The sequence below is a fragment of the Sphaerisporangium sp. NPDC005288 genome (assembly GCF_040607475.1).
GTDB classification, from domain to species: domain Bacteria; phylum Actinomycetota; class Actinomycetes; order Streptosporangiales; family Streptosporangiaceae; genus Sphaerisporangium; species Sphaerisporangium rhizosphaerae.
This window is the reverse complement of sequence record NZ_JBEXGT010000025.1, coordinates 60873-78682: the sequence shown is the minus strand read 5'-3', so window position 1 is coordinate 78682 and position 17810 is coordinate 60873. Positions and strand designations below refer to the sequence as shown.

Annotated in this window: 11 protein-coding genes; 4 read left to right on the top strand and 7 right to left on the bottom strand. The window is 75.3% G+C overall.

The window, feature by feature from the left end; translation table 11 throughout:
* Window positions 1-7: 7 nt before the first annotated feature.
* The 3 genes from ABZU32_RS23520 to mmuM all read right to left on the bottom strand — a co-directional run bounded on the left by ABZU32_RS23520 (window position 8) and on the right by mmuM (window position 3202).
* A complete protein-coding gene (locus tag ABZU32_RS23520) occupies window positions 8-1321 on the bottom strand; it encodes an FMN-binding glutamate synthase family protein (protein WP_354925049.1) in 1314 nt (437 codons plus the stop codon).
* A 62-nt stretch (window positions 1322-1383) separates the two neighbouring features.
* Complete coding sequence (locus ABZU32_RS23515; protein ID WP_354925047.1) at window positions 1384-2127, bottom strand: hypothetical protein; 744 nt, start codon at window positions 2125-2127, stop codon at window positions 1384-1386.
* A gap of 190 nt (window positions 2128-2317) precedes the next feature.
* Window positions 2318-3202, bottom strand: coding sequence for a homocysteine S-methyltransferase (mmuM, locus tag ABZU32_RS23510; protein ID WP_354925045.1), 885 nt, complete (start codon window positions 3200-3202; stop codon window positions 2318-2320).
* Window positions 3203-3373: 171 nt separating this feature from the next.
* Between mmuM and ABZU32_RS23505 the strand changes: the two genes are divergently transcribed.
* Both ABZU32_RS23505 and ABZU32_RS23500 read left to right on the top strand, forming a co-directional pair.
* Window positions 3374-6724: an SNF2-related protein gene (locus tag ABZU32_RS23505; RefSeq protein WP_354925043.1), complete on the top strand. Its 3351-nt coding sequence runs from the start codon at window positions 3374-3376 to the stop codon at window positions 6722-6724.
* A 44-nt stretch (window positions 6725-6768) separates the two neighbouring features.
* On the top strand, window positions 6769-7602 hold the full coding sequence (locus ABZU32_RS23500; protein WP_354925041.1) for an SWIM zinc finger family protein: 834 nt from the start codon (window positions 6769-6771) through the stop codon (window positions 7600-7602).
* A gap of 126 nt (window positions 7603-7728) precedes the next feature.
* Here the strand turns inward: ABZU32_RS23500 and ABZU32_RS23495 are convergent, their stop codons facing one another.
* Both ABZU32_RS23495 and ABZU32_RS23490 read right to left on the bottom strand, forming a co-directional pair.
* The gene (locus tag ABZU32_RS23495; RefSeq protein WP_354925039.1) at window positions 7729-10233 is read right to left on the bottom strand and encodes a VIT domain-containing protein; all 2505 of its coding nucleotides are present in this window, start codon (window positions 10231-10233) and stop codon (window positions 7729-7731) included.
* Complete coding sequence (locus ABZU32_RS23490) at window positions 10230-11255, bottom strand: MerR family transcriptional regulator (RefSeq protein WP_354925037.1); 1026 nt, start codon at window positions 11253-11255, stop codon at window positions 10230-10232. The genes ABZU32_RS23495 and ABZU32_RS23490 overlap by 4 nt, the downstream gene beginning before the upstream one ends.
* A 120-nt stretch (window positions 11256-11375) precedes the next feature.
* Here ABZU32_RS23490 and ABZU32_RS23485 point away from each other — a divergent pair, with 120 nt between their 5' ends.
* Window positions 11376-11843, top strand: coding sequence for a DNA starvation/stationary phase protection protein (locus tag ABZU32_RS23485; RefSeq protein ID WP_354925035.1), 468 nt, complete (start codon window positions 11376-11378; stop codon window positions 11841-11843).
* Window positions 11844-11922: 79 nt separating this feature from the next.
* On the opposite strand, the gene ABZU32_RS23480 is transcribed toward ABZU32_RS23485, so the two are convergent.
* The gene (locus ABZU32_RS23480; RefSeq protein ID WP_354925033.1) at window positions 11923-15336 is read right to left on the bottom strand and encodes a P-loop NTPase fold protein; all 3414 of its coding nucleotides are present in this window, start codon (window positions 15334-15336) and stop codon (window positions 11923-11925) included.
* 256 nt (window positions 15337-15592) lie between these two features.
* On the bottom strand, window positions 15593-16504 hold the full coding sequence (locus tag ABZU32_RS23475; protein ID WP_354925031.1) for a helix-turn-helix domain-containing GNAT family N-acetyltransferase: 912 nt from the start codon (window positions 16502-16504) through the stop codon (window positions 15593-15595).
* A 162-nt stretch (window positions 16505-16666) separates the two neighbouring features.
* Here ABZU32_RS23475 and ABZU32_RS23470 point away from each other — a divergent pair, with 162 nt between their 5' ends.
* The gene (locus ABZU32_RS23470) at window positions 16667-17686 is read left to right on the top strand and encodes a lactonase family protein (protein ID WP_354925029.1); all 1020 of its coding nucleotides are present in this window, start codon (window positions 16667-16669) and stop codon (window positions 17684-17686) included.
* Window positions 17687-17810: the final 124 nt, after the last annotated feature.

Here is a 17810-nt window from a genome sequence, read left to right as displayed (position 1 = left end):
GGCGCGGTCAGGTCGCCGGGGCGCCGGGGATCCACGAGGTGCCGGCCAGGGGGACGCGGGCCATGGCCGCGGCCTCCACCGTGAGGGCGACCAGGTCGTCGGTGCCGAGCTGGTGGACCGACGACTTGCCGCAGGCGCGGGCGAGCATCGTGGTCTCGGTGGCCAGCGCGCGCAGGAAGTTGGCCACCCGCTCGGCCCCGAAGTCGGGGTCGAGCCGGTCGGCGAGCATGTCGTCCTGGGTGGCGATGCCCACCGGGCAGCCGCCGGTGTGGCAGGCCGTGCACGAGCCGGGCACGGTGCCGAGCGCCCGGTAGCCGAGGCTGACGTCGGCTCCGGTGTCGTCGGAGGGGGAGTTGCAGCCGAGCGCGATGAGCGCGGCCACCCCGATCGACACGGCGTCCGCGCCGAGGGCCAGCGCCTTGGCCACGTCGGCGCCGCTGCGCACGCCCCCGGAGACGACGAGCTGGACCCGGCCCTCCATCTCCATCGCGCGCAGCGTGTCGGCCGCCATGCGCGTCGCCGCCAGCGTCGGGACGCCGGTGTGCTCGATGAACACGTCCGCGGCGGCCCCCGTGCCGCCCTGCATGCCGTCCACCACGATCACGTCCGCGCCCGCCTCGACCGCGAGCCGGACGTCCGAGGCCACCCGCGCCGCGCCGATCTTGACGTACACCGGGATGCGCCAGGAGGTGACCTCGCGCAGCTCCTCGATCTTCACGCGCAGGCCCTCGGGCCCGTACCAGTCGGGGTGGCGGCTCGCCGAGCGCTGGTCCACGCCCTCGGGCAGGTCGCGCATGAACGCCACGGGGGTGGTGACCTTCTGGCCGAGGAGCACCCCGCCGCCGCCCGGCACGGCGCCCTGGCCGAGGACGATCTCGACGGCGTCGGCAGAGCGCAGGTGGTCGGGGTCGAAGCCGTACCGCGAGGGGAGGCACTGGTAGACCAGCGTCTTGGCGGCGCCGCGCTCGACCGGGGCCATGCCGCCCTCGCCGGTCGTCGCCGAGGTCCCGGTCATGCCGGCCGCCCGCCCGAGCGCCTCCTTGGCCGCGGACGACAGCGCGCCGAACGACATCCCGGCGATCGTGATGGGGATGTCCAGGACGACGGGCTCCTCGGCGTGCCGGGTGCCGAGGATGGTGCGGGTGTCGCAGCGTTCCCGGTGCCCCTCGGGCAGGCCGGAGGACAGGCCGGCCGGCAGCAGCAGCAGGTCGTCGAAGCTCGGCACGGCGCGCCTGGCGCCCCAGCCGCGCACCGCGCCGCCGCCGAGCCTGGCGCGTTCCTGGATCTGCGCGATCACCTCGGGGGAGAAGGTGTGGCTCATCCTGTCCTCGGCGTAGGTCGATGGGTGGAGATCCCCCGCGTCCATCAGCGGGGGACGGGCGGCTAGTAGGCCCCGTGGTCGTCGTGACGGGCGTGCATCTGGTACATGCGGCGGGCCGAGACGACCTTGGTCACCTGGGAGGGCGCGACATGGTCGAACCCGCATCCGTCCGCGAGGACCTTCACGAACGTCGCGTCGTGCTCGTCGAGCTCTTCGATGACCGCTCCGTCGCCGAGCCCGGCGATCTTCCCGTTGACGTAGACGACCGCCTCGAACAGCGAGTCCCCGAGGCACGGGCCGGCGTTCCCGCCGACCAGGATCACCCCGGACTGGGCGAGGTGCCCGCAGTAGGCGCCCGCGTCGCCGCCGATCGCCAGCGTGCCGCCCTTGAGGGAGATGCCCGCGTGCGAGGCGCAGGAGCCGTCCACCACCACGACTCCGCCGCGCGCGGAGGCCGCCGTGCTGCGCCCGGCCGAGCCGCGCACGTGGACGTCGCCCGACATGAGGTTCTCGCCGGTGCCGCCGCCGGCGGAGCCGTTGACGGTGACGCGCGCCCGCTTGCCGAGCCCGCCGGCGTAGAAGCCCGCGGGCCCGTCGATCTCGACGTGGACCGGGGCGTCCAGCCCTACCGCCAGGTTGTGCCGCCCGCCGGGGTTGGCCACGACGGCCCGTCCGCACGGGAGGGCCTGCAGTGACCGGTTGATCTCGCGGGTGGTCATCGCGGCGGCGTCAAGGCTCAGCCCGGCCCCCGGCGGAGCCCCTTGCCCTCCGGCCCGCTGGTCGGGCGGATGCGGCGGGGACGTCATCGCGCCTCCTGTTGACAGCCGTGCATCGGTGCCTGTCAGGAGTGAACCGTGACAATGTTGCCGCCGTGATGCTCGCGGATGACCACAGTGTTACCGGCGGGCCACTATCTTCTTCCGCGCCGCCCGGGTCCGACGGAGAACACGATGACCAGCCCTTTCCCGCCCGCCGGATGCCCGTCCCGCGGGCCGGTCAGCCGAGTTCGGCCTTGATTCGGCGGATGTGCTCGGGGGTCGTGCGGCAGCAGCCGCCGATGAAGGCCGCGCCCGCGGCGCGCCACTCGCGGGCGGCGGCCCCGAACTCCAGGGGGTCGGCGATCCCGGTCCAGCGGCGGTTCTCCGCGTCCCATCCCTCGCCGGAGTTGGGGTACACCACGATCGGCGAGCCGCTGATGTGGCCCATCAGGCTCTTGACGTCGCCCGGCGAGGTGCAGTTGACCCCGACGGCCACCACCTGGGGGTTGCCGGCGAACAGCGCGGCGCAGTCGGCCAGCTTCGTGCCGTCGCCGACGTGGTCGCCGTCCGGGCACGAGAAGCTCACCCAGGCGTTGACGTTCGGGGTCTCGCGGAGCAGGCGGGCGATGGCGCGCGCCTCGGCGTAGGAGGGGATGGTCTCGCAGGCCAGCAGGTCGGCGCCGCTCTCGGCCAGCACCTCCCAGCGGGGACGGTGCCACTCGACCAGGGCGTCCTCGTCCAGGTCGTAGTCGCCGGTGTACTCGGCGCCGTTGGCCAGGTAGGCGCCGTACGGGCCGACGCTGGCCGCGATCATGCCGCCGCCCGCCTCGTCGCGGGCCTCGATCGCGAGCTCGACGGAGAGCTGGATGAGCGCGCGGGCCTCGTCCCAGACCCTGCCGCGCCGGACGAACGCGGGGAAGCTCGCCTGATAGCTCGCCGTCGTGGCCACGTCGGCGCCGGCGGCGAAGTAGTCGAGGTGCGCCCGGCGGACGACCGAGGGGTCCTCCAGCAGGAGCCTGGCCGACCACAGCTCGTCGCGCAGGTCGCAGCCGAGGGCCTCCAGGTGTGTGGCGAGACCGCCGTCCAGGATCACAACATCGCTCTCATCAGGCTTAAAACTCACGCATATACCCTATGACCCATCAGACCGGATGTCGGTCGCGCCCGGGCGCCGAGTGGGGGCCGGGGCCGGTACCGTGCGGAGCGCGGGAACGGCCCGCCGGCGCGTAACGGCGCTCCGGCGGCGGCCGATGGCAGGGGAGCCGGGCGGCGCAGGCGGACGGGGGGTGGACGCGTGCTCGTGGTCCACGGGGCATGGACCGGTCGTGGCCTGGCGCTATGGGCGGAGGACACCTCCGCGTCCTCCCCGCCCGCCGGGCAGGAGGTCAGCGCGCGGGGAGGGCCCGCCTCCTCCCCGTCCGCCGAGCGGCCCGCTCCCGCGCGCGGACGGCCCGGCGCCGGGCGGCCGCACCCCTGCGCCACGCCCTCCGCGACCCTCGCCGCCGCGCTCGGCCTGGTCGTCACCACCCCCCTGCCCGCCACGGCCGCCGGGGACGGCGTCCCCCGGGTGACCGGGGCCGCGCCGGGCCGGTGGGCGAGCGAGACCGACGGGCGCGCGGCCGCGAACGCCGCCACCGGCGGGGCGATGACCCTGTGGCTCCCCGGGACGGCCCGGGCGCCGCTGCCCTCTCCCGAGTCCGGCCTGCCGACCACCGCGCGCGCCCCCAAGATCTCGTCCTGGCAGGTTCCCGCCCTGTTCCTGCCGCCGGCCGCGGCGCTCCGCCTGCTCGGCACGCTGTCCGGCGCGCACGACGCCGCCCCGCCCGCTTCGGGCGCGCACGACGCCGCCCCGCCCGTTTCCGGCGGCCCCGAGTGGGGGGCGGGAGGATCACTGCGCTACCTCGCCGTCGTGGCCGAGCACGCCCGGGCGCTCGTGCGGCGCGGCAGGGTGCTGCCCCAGCTGCTCGCCGAGGGCGGCGGCTACGCCGCCCGCTGGCTGCCCGTCCTGACCGGCGCGGACGCCGCCGCCTTCCGCGAGCTGGCCGCCGCCATGCCGCCGGTGGTCCGCGCGGCCGGCGGCGAACACCCCGCGGCCGAGGTCCTGCGCGACGCCCTCGCGGCCCTGGCGGACGGCGCCGTCCGGCTGTCGCTGCCGGACAGGCTGCTGCGCGGCAACCGCCCAGGTCCCGCGGGCGCGCTGCCCGAGCGGTGGCTGTCGGCCCTCACCACCCCCGATGCCGCCGTCCCCGGCGCCGGCGGCCGCGAGGCCGAGGCGCTCGCCGGCGCGCTCGTCGACTGGCACGCCTCGGCCCGGCAACTGGACGGGCCGATCCGCGTCTGCTTCCGCCTCATCGAGCCGCGCCGCGACCTGGCGGTGCCGGAAGAGGGCGGCCGGTACGGCCCCGAGCAGGCGAACCGCTTCCAGCGGGAGAACGGCTCCGAGCGGGGCGACGGGCCGGGGCAGGGGGGCGAGGAGGACCACGGTGCCGGGGACCAGGACGCCTGGGAACTGGAGTTCGCGCTCCAGTCGGTCGACGACCCGAGCCTGTACGTGCCGGCGGGCATGCTGTGGCGGGGCGAGCGCGTCCCCGGGCTGCCCAGACGCCCCGACGAGGTCCTGCTCGCCGGGCTCGGCCGGGCCGTGCGGCTGTGCCCCGAACTGCACACGGCCCTGCGCGACCCCCGGCCGTCCGGCATGGTGGTGGACACCGCGTGGGCGTTCGGCTTCCTGCGCCGGTCCGCGCCGCTGCTCCAGGCCGCCGGGTACGGCGTCAGCCTCCCCGCGTGGGCCGGGCGCAAAGGGCTGGGCCTGCGGCTGACCACCCGTTCCCGCACGGCGACGCCGTCGCGGGCGGCGGCCGGCCAGGGGTTCGGCCTCGGCGAGCTGGTCGACTTCAAGGTCGATCTCGCCGTCGGTGATCACACGATCAGCGAGGAGGAGCTGGAGGAGCTGGCCCGGCTGAAGGTCCCGCTCGTCCGCGTGCGCGGCCAGTGGGTCGAGCTGGACGACCGCCAGCTCAAGGCCGCCCTGTCGGTGCTGGAGCGGCGCAGGTCGGGGCAGATGACCGTCGCTGAGGTGATCCAGGAGGTCGTCGGCGGCGGCGAGGAGGAGCTGCCCCTGATCGGCGTGGACGCCGACGGCCCGCTCGGGGACCTGCTGTCCGGCGAGGCCGAGCGGCGGCTGTCGGCCCTGGCCACCCCTCAGACCTTCAACGGCAGCCTGCGCCCCTACCAGGAACGCGGCCTGTCATGGCTGAGCTTCCTGTCCGGCCTGGGCCTCGGCGGCATCCTGGCCGACGACATGGGATTGGGCAAGACCGCCCAAACCTTGTCGTTGTTGCTGGAGGAGCGCGCCTCCGGCGGAGCGGTGGCGCCGACGTTGCTGGTGTGCCCGATGTCGCTGGTGAGCAACTGGCACAAGGAGGCCGAGCGGTTCGCGCCCTCGCTGCGCGTGTACGTCCACCACGGCGGCACCCGCAAGCGCGACGAGGAGCTGGCCGAAACCGTGCGAGAGGCCGACCTGGTCCTCACCACCTACGGCACGGCGCTGCGCGACGCGCCGGTCCTGGCCGGGTTCACCTGGGGCAGGGTGGTCTGCGACGAGGCCCAGGCGATCAAGAACAGCGCCGCCCGGCAGGCCCAGGCCGTGCGCTCCATCCCGGCGCGCACCCGGCTGGCGCTGACCGGCACCCCGGTGGAGAACCACCTGGCCGAGCTGTGGTCGATCATGGAGTTCTGCAACCCCGGCCTGCTCGGCCCGGCCAAGCGGTTCCGCGACCGCTACCAGGAGCCCATCGAGGCCCGCGGAGACCAGGACGCCGCGCGTGCGCTCAAGCGCGCCACCGGCCCGTTCGTGCTGCGGCGCCTCAAGACCGACAAGACGATCATCTCCGACCTGCCGGAGAAGCTGGAGATGAAGGTGTGGTGCACGCTCACGCCCGAGCAGGCCAGCCTCTACCAGGCCGTCGTCAACGACATGCTCGCCCGCATCGACGACAGCGAGGGCATCGAGCGGCGCGGCAACGTCCTGGCGACCATGACCCGCCTCAAGCAGGTGTGCAACCACCCCGCCCACCTGCTCAAGGACGGCTCCCGGCTCGCCGGGCGCTCGGGCAAGCTCGCGCGGCTGGAGGAGCTGGCCGAGGAGATCGTCGAGGAGGGGGACAAGGCGCTGGTCTTCACCCAGTACGCCGAGTTCGGGTCGCTGCTGCAGCCCTACCTCGCCTCCCATCTCGACCGGCCCGTGCTGTGGTTGCACGGCGGGCTGCCCAAGAAGAGACGCGACGAGCTGGTCGAGCGCTTCCAGAACGACGAGGAGCCCATGGTCTTCCTGCTGTCGCTCAAGGCGGCGGGCACCGGGCTGAACCTCACCGCGGCCAACCACGTGATCCACGTGGACCGCTGGTGGAACCCCGCCGTCGAGGACCAGGCCACCGACCGGGCGTTCCGCATCGGCCAGACCAGGAACGTCCAGGTCAGGAAGTTCATCTGCGTGGGCACCCTCGAAGAGCGCATCGACGAGATGATCGAGCGCAAGAAGGCCCTCGCCGAGACCGTCGTCGGCGCCGGCGAAGACTGGATCACCGACCTGTCCACCGAGCAACTGCGCGAGCTGTTCCGCCTGAGCCCGGAGGCGGTGAGCTGAGATGCCGGTGTCCCCGAGGTCCGGCCCGAAGGCGGTGAGCTGAGATGCCCCTGGGCAAGGACGGCTGGTTCGAGGCCGCCGCGCCGATCAAGGTGGAGGGCGGCATCCAGGCGCGCAGCAGGCGCGGCTCGATCGGCGAGCAGTGGTGGTCGCGCAGGTTCATCGACATCCTCGAACGCGTCTGCGACGCCGGACGGCTCAGCCGCGGGCGCTCCTACGCGAGGAAGGGCCAGGTGCTGTCCATCGACCTGGCGGCCGGGCGGGTCGAGGCGGCGGTCCAGGGGTCGCGGCCGGCCCCCTACCACGTCTCGATCCGCATCCCCGCCTACGGCGCGGACGCCTGGGCCGCCGTCCAGGACGCCCTGGCCGGGCAGGCGCTGTACCGCGCGAAGCTCCTGGCGGGCGAGATGCCTCCCGAGATCGTCGGGGTGTTCGACGACCTCGGGCTGCCGCTGTTCCCCTCCGGCGCCGCCGAGCTGGACATGGACTGCTCGTGCCCCGACTGGGGGTCGCCGTGCAAGCATCTGTCCGCCGTGCTCTACCTGCTCGGCGAGGCGTTCGACCAGGACCCGTTCCTGGTGCTCGCCTGGCGGGGACGGGCCAAGGAGCCGCTGCTGGAGGCCCTGCGGGGGACGCCGGACGAGGAGGAGGAGCCGCAGGACCCGCTGCACGTGGACGACGTCCCGTTCGCCGAGCGCACCGGCGACTTCTACGCGTCATCGGTGCCGCTCGGCCGCCTGCGCCCCCGTCCCGGCGGGGCCGCCGCGCCGCCGGAGCTGCTGCTGCGCGCCCTGGAGCCGCCCGCCGTGAAGGTACGCCACATCCCTCTGCTGGACATCCTCCGCCCCGCCTACCGCCGGCTCGGCGACCCCGGCTGAGGCCGCCCTCCGCGCGGAGGGGGCCCGCCCCCAAGCCCGGCCACGGCGATCTCCGCGTGAGCGCGGGACCGGCGCCGGCCACGGCGAGTCACCGCCGGGCCGGCGCCGGGCCGCCGGCCCGCTTCGTCAGGAGCGCTTCCAGAAGGACGCGCGCTGGGCGCGGGGCCGGCCCGCGGCGGACCCGGTGGTGCCGGTCGACGTGCCGTCGCCGCTCAGGGCGGTCAGCCGTTCGACGGCGCGGCGCCACAGGGCGTCGACGTCGGCGGCCGGGTCGCCCTCGCAGGCCGACAGGTCGCGGGCCAGCGCCGACAGCTCGTTCTCCCCGCCCACGTAGGCCGCCAGCGCGGCCAGGCGGCTGCCCAGGTCGGCCAGGTAGCGACTGCGCTCGGGCGCGGCGAGCGCCTCCTGCTCGCGCAGCCGTGCCAGCTCGGCGGCCAGTTGCGGCCGGACGATGTCCAGCGAGTGCGGGACCGGCGGCGCGGGGGGCGCCATCCTCGGGCTCGACGGCCGCGCGAACATCGGGCCGCGCGGCGCGCCCGACGGGACGGCGAACGGCCCCCCTCCGAACGCCGCGTCGCCCACCGGCGCGCCGGCCGCACCGGGAGCCGGGCCCCCGCCCGCCATGAGCGTGCCCTCCCCGCCCATGACGCTGAAGACGGCGGGCGCGGAGGCGGCCATCGGCGCGGCGGCGATGGGCGCGGCGAAGCCGGGCGCCTCCCAGCCGCTGGGCAGCTCCACCGGCTGCACCACCCGGTGCCGCGGCCCGCCTTCGGCCACCACCCGCGTGTCCACGGCCACGAACGCGGTGAACCGGCACAGCACGCCGTGCCGCAGCGAGGCGGCGACGATGTCGTGCTCCAGGGCGTGCTCGCCGACCGCGTAGCGGTCCTCCAGCCGGCGCAGGTGGGCCCGCGCCCAGATGGCCCGCGGCGCGTCCCCCTCGGCGGGCCGGCCCTCCAGCCGCTGCTCCCACGGGCCGCCGTCCTCGCGCAGGCCGTGGACGGTCAGCGCCCCGCGGGAGGCGCCCCGGTACCGCCCGTAGACGGTGAGCGGCACGCCCGAGTACAGCGAACCCAGGTGGGTCACGCTGCCCGCCACCACGTCCAGCTCCTCGACCTTCAGCGACAGGCCGGTGACCAGCGGCGACCCGATGCGGCGGTGGATGTGCTCCATCGCCTCGTCGAGACGGTCCTCCGACTCCACCAGCTCGCAGCGGCCCGCGCCGAGCCCGGCCAGCCGGCCGAGGAACCCGGCGTTCACCGCCCGGTCGATGCCGACGGTGTGCACGCGCACGGCCGCCAGCCGCGAGCCGAGGCGTTCCAGGATCTGGTCCTCGTTGCCGACCTGCCCGTCGGTGACCAGGACGAGCACCCGTTCCCTGCCGGGGTCCTCCAGCAGGCCGAGCGCCTCCTCCATCGGCTGCAGCATCTCGGTGCCGCCCCGCGCCTCCAGCCGGGCCAGGTGCTCGACGGCCCGGTAGCGGTTGCGGTCGCTCGCCGGGACCAGGCCCGCGTCCACGCCGAGGGGACGCTCGACGACGCTGTCGAAGGACAGGACGGCGAACCGGTCGGCGGAGGACAGGGTGTCGACGATGCGCGCCGCGGCCCGCCGGGCGGCGACCATCTTCCACCCGGTCATGCTGCCCGAGCGGTCCAGCAGCAACGCCACGTCCCTCGGCGCGCGCCGGGCATCGGTCCGCGCGGGCGGGAGCACGGTCAGCACGAACGTGCCGTCCCCGTCGGCCTCCCCGTCGATCTCGGCGTCGACGCCGTCGGCTCCGGTGTCGGCTCCGGTCTCGGCGGCGGGCGCCGGTCGGCGGGTCTCTCCGTCGGGGACGAGGGTCAGGGCGCTGGAGGCGTCGAACGACAGGCGCAGGATGAAGTCACGGTCGAGGCGCTCGCCGGGCAGCAGTCGCACGACGCCCTCCTCCTGGGAGACGACGTGCAGGCTGGAGCGCATCTCGGTCAGGTCGAGCCCGGCGGGGTCGACGCGGGCCGTCAGCGCCAGCCGCACCGGGTTCGGGAAGCCCGGCAGCAGCACCGGCGGGGTGATCCGCGAGGCGTCCGGGACGGCGTCGGTGTCGGCGGACACGCCGTCCCCGGCGGCGAGGTCGTCCAGCGGCGTGCCCGGGATGTAGCGGGGCGCCACGACCAGCGGGAAGCGGAAGGTCGCCGCGCCGTCCTCGTACGGGAGAGGCTGGCTGAGCGTCAGCCGCACCGTCACCCGCTCGCCGGGGACGATGTTGCCGACCCGCATGGTGAAGACGTCCGGGCGCTCCTCCTCGGCGATGGCGGCGCGCTGCCCTCGCGCGATGGCGCGGTCGTAGTCCTGGCGGGCCTGGCCGCGCTCCTTGAGCACCCCCTCCACCACCCGGTCGTCGGCCTCCATGCGGAAGGCCGTCACCGCGGCGCGGTCGGGCAGCGGGAAGATGTAGGTCGCCTCCAGGGGCACGTCATGCGGGTTGCGAAAACCCTGCGTGACCTCCACGCCGCAGGTCAGCGCGGTGATGTTCGCCTCGACCTCGACGCTCTCCAAGGGCAGGTTCCCCTTGCCGGTGCTCAGGGCCCCGAGCCCCGCGTCGGGCGCCGGGGCGTACTCGCCGGGCTTCAAGGATGTGATCTGCACAGTCATGATGACGACCTTTCGGGCGGAGACTGGTCGAGGCCGGCGGCCGGGGCGGCATGCCCGGGGACGCCGGAAGGCAGGAGGCCGCGGTCGTGCAGCAGGGCGAGCAGCGGTGCGGCGGCCTCCCGCAGCGCGGCGATGTCGCCGGGGGCGGGAGGCCGCCCTTCGAGCAGGAGCGTGACCCCGGGCGCGAGCCGCACGCCGTGCACCAGGTCATCGGCGGGCGCGGCGGCGGGAACGACGCCCGGCCACCGGCCCGCCGGGCGGGGCAGGGCCTGCTCGGGAGCGAAGGGCGCCGCGAGGAAGTCCGGCGGCGTGGCCTGCCCTCCTGGCAGGCCCGGCGCCGGCCCCCCGGGCGCCACGGGCGGCCCCCCGTTCGCCGCCTGCGGACTCCCGCCGCTCGGCACCGGCGACCCCGTCCCGCCCGCGGTCGCCGGCGTGCCGGTCCCGCCTTCCGCGGCCGGTGTGCTCCTCCCGCTTTCCGTCGCGAGGACGGCGGCGACGCGCCCGTGGGCCGGAGCCGCGGCCGGGTCCGTCGCGGGCGTGCGGGTTCCCGCGGCGGCCGGGCGGGCCGCCCAGAAGCGCGGCCGGGCGCGGGGGGAGCCGGACGGCGGGTCTCCGGCCGGGTCACCGGTCGAGTCCTCGGCCGGATCGCCGGTCGGCTCAACGGCCGGGTCGCCGGTCGCGCTGGGCCGGGGCGCGACGGGAACCGGCCGCCCGGCCGCGTCGACGATCTGCTCCAGCGCCGTGTCGGTCGCGCCGGCCAGCTCGGCCTGGATGTCGGCGATGGACCGGCCCTCGGCCTGCAGGCGCTTGACGGCGACCAGCTGGAGCAGGTGACGCCTGCCGTACAGCGCGACCCGGCCGCGGCGGGTGAGCGGCGGGTCGAGCAGGCCGATCGTGGTGTACCAGCGGATGAGCCGCTCGTTGGGCACGTCTCTGACCCGGCCGTTGGGCCGCCGCGGCGAGGACGGCAGCAGGTGCGCCGCGTGCTCCGCCAGCTCGCCGATCGTCCAGGTGTCACTCATGCTTCCATGCTGACACTGCAACTATGACACTGTCAATGTTTAGCGCTTCGGGAGACCGGTTAGGGCGTTCTAGGTAGCCAGGTAGAAGGCCGTCGATCATTCTTGAGGGGAAGATGCTTCATGGCCCAGATCACCAGCCCGCTCCCGAGCGACAAGCAGAAGATCGCGGGCGATGCGCTGCAGGGAGCTCTCATCGACCTGCTCGACCTCTCGCTCGTGGGCAAGCAGGCGCACTGGAACCTGATAGGCCGCAACTTCCGTTCGCTGCACCTGCAGCTGGACGAGATCGTGGCCCTGGCGCGGACCGGCGCCGACAGCGCGGCCGAGCGGGCGGTCGCCCTGGGCGTCAACCCGGACGGCCGCGCGGCGACCGTCGCCCGCGACACCCAGGTCAGACAGTTCGACACCGGATACATTGAGGACGGCAAGGTGGTCGCCGCGTTCACCGACATCCTCGGCGAGATGATCGCCCGGATGCGCGAGCGCATCGCCGCCACCGAGGAGCCGGACCCGGTCACCCAGGACCTCCTCATCCAGATCACCGAGGGCCTCGAGAAGCAGCACTGGATGATCCAGGCCCAGCGCTGACCCGGCCGGGCTCGCGGCGGCGGCCGTGAGCACCCCGGCCCCGCTCACGGCGGCTGCCGCAGGGACCACTGGGCCCGGCTCACAGCAGCCGCCAGGCGAGGTGGGCGACGGGCGGGCCGGCGCCCAGGAGGGCGCGGAGGGCGTCCCAGCGCGCGGTGCCGGCTCTTGCGCCGCGCACCAGGCCCACCTCGACGAGGGCGCGGGCCCAGGCGTCCTCGTCCGCGCCGGCCGCCCGCTCAAGAACGTCGAGCGCCGTCCGCCCTGCCGCGGATCCGGGACGCCCCGGGTCGTCTGGCGGTGGCGATGATTCCGAGATCACCGGAAATGTCGGACTGAATGGCGCTTCCTGGCCGGGCGTGTCCGGCGTGGCGGGGCGGTCGCGGGGGAGTGGCGGGCCGTCCAGTTCGCGGGCGAGCAAGGACAGCAGATGCGGCCAGCGGATGGCGAGCACCGCGAGCTTCGCGACCTCCTCGTCGGTCGCCTTCGCCGCCCCGGCCAGGGCGCGCCGGTAGGTCACGAAGGAGTAGAACCGAAAGACGTTCACATACCGCTTGAGCTCCCGGGGGTTGCTCAGCGTGAGGACGGGCAGCACCCGCGCGATCGCGGCGTAGGCGTTCTCGTCGCTGTAGAGGTCGTCGTAGACCCGGTCCGCCGCCAGGCGCGTCGCGGCCGACAGCCCGCCGATGGCGTCGCCGTCCGCCGCGCCCACCTGGTCCTGCGCGTCACGCGCGACGATGTCCAGGTCGCCGGCCGTCGGGCCCATCGCCCTGATCGCCGCCTCGACGCGGTCCACCAGCCCCGGGTCGGCCCTGACCTCCGGCTCGGCCCTCCCGGACAGGCGCACCTCCCTTCCGCCGCCCCGGGGGCCGCGGGCGGAGCGCGTGGAGCGCGGTGGGCCCGGGACCGGCGCGCCGTCCCCGAGGCTCGGGTACGGGCGCGTGGTGTGCCGTGGGCTTGGGGCGGTTCCGCCGTCCCGGGAGGCCGGGTGCGTGGTGAGCGGTGGGCTCGCGGCCGGTTCGGGCGCGGGCGGGTGTTCCTGGCCGGGCGGAGGGCCGGAGCGCCGGTCGTCCGGGGGGCTCGCGGGCGGGGCGGGCACTTCCAGCAGGGCGCGCAGGTAGGCGGGCAGCCGTTCGCCGTCGTCGAGCATGGGGACGCTCAGCGGAAGCTGCACGATCTTCTCCAGGAAGCGCCACCCGAGACCGGAACGCTCCTCGGCGGAGGCGGGGAGCGATCGGGCGAGGTCCCGGTAGGCCACCTCGACATGCGCGGCCACGACCTCCGGCTCCATGGCCAGGACGAACACGCAGTTGGGGAACTCCCCGGCGAGGAACAGGTTGACCGCCTCGATCACCTGGGCCACCGTCCCCGGCGAGCAGCGGTCCAGGTCGTCCACGAACACCAGCAGCGGGCGCTCCTCGGTGGCGACCATGCCGAGCACCCGCCGCATGTCGGTCTGCACCAGGTGCAGGAACCCGGTCCTGGCCCGGTACCCGGGGTCGGGCGACAGCTCCGAGCCCGCGCCGGGCCCGCCGCCGAGCAGGTCGGGCTGGCGGACGAGCCGGGTGAACGCGGTGTCGGCCGACTCGCCCATGAAACGCGCGAGCCGCACTCCGGCGGCGAACAGGACGAGGAACGAGCCGCCCGACCCGACGGCCGCGGCCGTGCCGCGCAGCAGTGAGCCGGCCGCGGGCACCAGGGCCGACGCGGCGAGCGAGGCGCCGGTGACCAGCAGCGTCGCCAGGAAGGCGAGGGCGACCGGGAGCAGGCGGGTCGCGGCCAGCCGGTAGGCCCGGCGGCGCACCTCCTCCCTGTCGACCCGGGCGAGGTTGAGCGCCAGCCAGAAGCGCTCACGCTCGCCGCGCGGGAGCCGGCAGGTGATCTGGCTGATGATCTCGTGGGCCAGGCCGGCCCACACCTGCTCGCCGCTCTGGTACATCCACGGGTTGAACCAGACGGTCGGCCGCCAGTCGGCGTGCCGCAGGGGAAGCTCGCCGGGGACCGCGTACTCCCGGCCCCCTGACTCGGCCCGTCTGGCACGCGAGAGCACCTCCGCATTGGTCACCCGCCCCGCCGAGCCGACCGCCCCCTCGCCCCTCGACCCGCGCCCGCCCCACCCCCGGCCGTGTGCGTGACCGGGGCGGCCGCGGCGTCCTGGTCCGCGGGGAGGGAGGTCCTCCGCCGGGGTGGCGAGGTGGATCGCGGCGGGGCGGTCCTCGGCCGCGCCCGGGTCGAGCAGGTCCTGCACCATGCGCATCAGCGACGTCTTGCCCGCGCCCCACGGCCCTTTGACGCCGATGGTCAGCGGCGGCCGCGTCTCCGGGTGGCGGACGAACGCCGCGATCGCCTCGGCGTGCACCCGGTGGCCGAGCCGGTCCCGCAGGGTCCACCGGTCGCCGGTCAGCCGGGCACGAGGCTGGACGGCGCGCCGTGCGGCCCGCCACCGGCGCAGCCCCGCCGAGACCCGTGCCAGCTCCCGCGCGTCCGGCCGGCCGGCGAGAGCGGGGCGCACCGCCGGATCGGCGAACGGCGTGTCCTCGCCCAGCAGTCCCCACGCGGCCAGCTCCCCGAGCGCGTGCGCTTCGCGCGTGCCGGCGGGGGCGTCCTCCATGAGCAGGGCCGCCGTCTCGGGCGTGAGCGGCTCGTCCTCGGTGAGGAGGGTCGCCCGGCGCAGCAGCAGCCTCGCCGGCTCGCTCAGGTGCACGTCGTAGACGCGGCCGACCAGCTCGCGGGCCGAGGCGGGGGCGACCGTGTCGCCGGTGGCCGCCAGGCGGGCGAGCGTCGCGGCGAAGGCGGGGCCGAGGTCCCCGGCGGGCCGCCGGGCGCGGGCGACCTCGATCAGCTCGCCCTCGCCGTAGGTGAGCAGGTACGGCCGCCGGTCGGCGCCGAGATCGGCGCAGCGCTCGTCGGCGTACCGGTACAGGTCGCCGACGGACACGGCGCCGTCCCGGTCCAGGTCGGCCTCGCCGGACAGGATGCCGTCGGCCAGGATCGCCGTGAGCGACACCGCGCCGCCGGGACGCTCGCCGGGCATGGTGGCGCTGGTGGTGAGCGCGGCGGCCGCGGCGACCGGCTCGCCCCGGACGTGCAGGCGGGTCACCGTCTCGTGCGGGTGGCCGGGCCCGGCCGTGACCAGCCAGCCGAAGTCGACGATCAGGAGCAGCGCCGCCCCGTCGGAACGCTCGACGCGGCGCGCGAACTCCCCCATCAGCGCGCCGAACTCGCCCGGACCCCACCCCGACTCGGTGGACCAGCGGACCAGGAGCAGGTCCCCCGGCTCGACGGCGTCCAGGAACGCGCCCACCCTGGTGTGGTCGTCCGCGTCGCACTCGGCGGTCTGGACGGCGTACCCCTCGCCGGTGAGGGCGTGGACGAGCCGGCGGTCGGCCGCGCCGCCCGCCCTCGCCGAGCCCCGGCCGTCGCGGTCGAGGAAGACCAGCGCCTTGCGGTTCCTGATCTTCGGGGCGGGCGGCGCTAGAACGGTCGTCGTGGTCATCGGCTGCTCCCATGGCCGGGCGGCGGGGTCCAACACCCCTGGACCGGCGGGCCGCGTGACGCGGCGCGGCCATGATGGTCCCGAAGGCCCGGCCGACCCTAGGCGGGGCACGAGCCGCCACGGCCGGCCCTTTGCGCGATGTTTGCCCTCTCCGGGCCCGGCGCCCGTCCGCCCTGCGGCCCAGTGACGGACGGGCCCCGGCCCCGGAGACGGCACTCGTCCCACCCGGGGCGTACGGCGCCCGGGAGGGGCGGGGTCAGAGGGAGCGGGACCAGTATTGTTCGGTGACCTTGGTGCCGTAGGCGCGCTTGGTGCACTGCTCGTCGAGGGTGAAGCCGGCCCGCTGGTAGACGCGGCGGGCGGCGGCCAGTTCGTCGACGGTCATGAGCACGATGCGCTCGTAGCCGGTCCGCTTGGCGAAGGCCAGGCATTCCTCGACCAGCCGGCCGCCGATGCCCATGCCGCGGGCGGACGGCTCGACCAGCAGCAGGCGGAGCTGGGCCGTGCGGTCGTCCTTCCTGACGCAGAACACCGAGCCGGCGGGCTCGCCGTCCACCTCGGCGATCCAGACGGCCTCGCGCCGCGGGTCGTGGTCCTCGACGTACTCGGCGACGATGCGGGCGGTCAGCGCCTCGAACGTCTCGTCCCAGCCGTGCTCCTCGGCGTACAGCACGCCGTGGCGGTGGACGATCCAGCCGAGGTCCCCGGGCCGGGGCGGGCGGATGACATAGCGGTCCGGGGCGGGCCGGTCGGCGAGGACCTGCCGCACGGTGGTCATGGCGGCGATGAGGCGCCGCCGGTCCTCCTCCGAGAGAGGTTCGAGCAGGGCGCGCACCCCGGTGGCCGACGCGTCGTCCAGCGTCCGCCAGACCGCCTGGCCCCGCTCACCGAGCCGGACGACCTGTCGCCGGGCGTCCGCGGCGGAGCGCTCGCGCGTGACCAGGCCGTCGGCCTCGAACCGGGCGAGCATGCGGCTGAGGTAGCCGGCGTCCAGGTCGAGCATCCTGCGCAGCTCGCCGGTCTCTGTCGCGTCCTTCTTGCCCAGCTCGTAGAGCACCCTCGCCTCGGTGAGGGAGTACGGCGTGTCGTGCATTCCGGCGCCCAGGACGCCGATGAGGCGGGTGTAGAAGCGGTTGAACCCGCGCACCCGGCCGACGAGCTCCTCCATACCGTTGCTCCAATCAAGTAATTCGTTGACAGAGTCAAACATATGGACGGGTCGTGCGTCCAGACCCGATCACTCCTGGCCGCTCTCCGCGCCCGGTGACGCGGGGCGGCACGGGGACCCCGATCAAGGTCGGAGCGGGTGCGTGACGGTATCGTCGATCACATGACATCCGGGCGCGAGCTGCTCTACATCGGCGGATACACACCGGGCACCGGGGGGACGGGCCCCGGCCTGAGCGTCGTCCGCAGGGAGGCCGACGGCGCCCTGCGGGGCCTGGCCGAGACCGAGGCCCCCGGACCGTCGTTCCTGGCCCTGCACCCCCGGCTGCCCGTGCTGTACGCGGCGCTGGAGTGCGAGGAGGGCGGAGTGGCCGCCTACTCCGCCGACCCGCAGGGTCCCGCGCCGCTCGCCGACGGCACGAGCGGCGGGTCCTACCCCTGCCATCTGGCCGTGGACCCGACCGGCACCTGGCTCGCGGTCGCCAACTACGGCGACGGCACGGTGGCGGTCTACCGGCTCGGCAGCTCCGGCCTGTTCCAGGGCCCGCCCAAGCTGTTCCCCCACGAGGGCCACGGCCCCGACCCGGCCCGCCAGGCCGAGCCGCACGCCCACCAGGCGGTGTTCGGTCCCGGAGCCGTGCTGCACGTCACCGACCTCGGCACCGACGAGGTGCGGCGCCACCTGCTCGGCGGCGGGCCCGCCGAGCACCCGGAGGGCCCGGTGCGGCTGAAGCCCGGCAGCGGGCCGCGCCACATGGTCCACCGCGAGGGCCGCTGGTACGTGGGCTGCGAGCTGGACGGGACGGTCGCGGTCTACGACGCCTCCTGGCGCGAGCTCGCGCGCACCCCGGCCAGCCACGTGACCGGGCCGAACTACGTCTCCCACGTCGAGCTGTCCGCCGACGGCCGGCACCTCTACGTCGCCAACCGCGGGCCCGACACCATCGGCGTCTTCGAGGTGGGGCCCGAGGGCGGCGAGCCGGCCGCGCTGACCCAGGTGGCCGAGGTCGGGGCGGGCGGCCTGTGGCCGCGCCACTTCGCCGTGGCGGGCGAGCGCATGTACGTCGCCAACCAGCGGTCGGACGCGGTCGCGACCTTCGAGCTGCGCGACGGCATCCCCGTGCCCACCGGCGAGGTCTACAAGATCGGCAGCCCTTCCTGCGTACTCGCCCTGTCGATCTGAGTCGCACCGGTAGGGTGAGATTGGCCTCCCACCGCTTGGTCTAGACCAATTAGGCGGGCTGGGGCAAAATCTGTACGTCGGCGGCCACAGGAGCCCGCGAAGCGTCCACGGCGGCCATGCATCT

Coding starts and splice junctions, on each gene's coding strand:
- ABZU32_RS23520 (WP_354925049.1), bottom strand. CDS start 1,321: ATGAGCCACACCTTCTCCCCCGAGGTGATCGCGCAGATCCAGGAACGC.
- ABZU32_RS23515 (WP_354925047.1), bottom strand. CDS start 2,127: ATGACGTCCCCGCCGCATCCGCCCGACCAGCGGGCCGGAGGGCAAGGG.
- ABZU32_RS23500 (WP_354925041.1), top strand. CDS start 6,769: ATGCCCCTGGGCAAGGACGGCTGGTTCGAGGCCGCCGCGCCGATCAAG.
- ABZU32_RS23495 (WP_354925039.1), bottom strand. CDS start 10,233: ATGACTGTGCAGATCACATCCTTGAAGCCCGGCGAGTACGCCCCGGCG.
- ABZU32_RS23490 (WP_354925037.1), bottom strand. CDS start 11,255: ATGAGTGACACCTGGACGATCGGCGAGCTGGCGGAGCACGCGGCGCAC.
- ABZU32_RS23485 (WP_354925035.1), top strand. CDS start 11,376: ATGGCCCAGATCACCAGCCCGCTCCCGAGCGACAAGCAGAAGATCGCG.
- ABZU32_RS23480 (WP_354925033.1), bottom strand. CDS start 15,336: ATGACCACGACGACCGTTCTAGCGCCGCCCGCCCCGAAGATCAGGAAC.
- ABZU32_RS23475 (WP_354925031.1), bottom strand. CDS start 16,504: ATGGAGGAGCTCGTCGGCCGGGTGCGCGGGTTCAACCGCTTCTACACC.
- ABZU32_RS23470 (WP_354925029.1), top strand. CDS start 16,667: ATGACATCCGGGCGCGAGCTGCTCTACATCGGCGGATACACACCGGGC.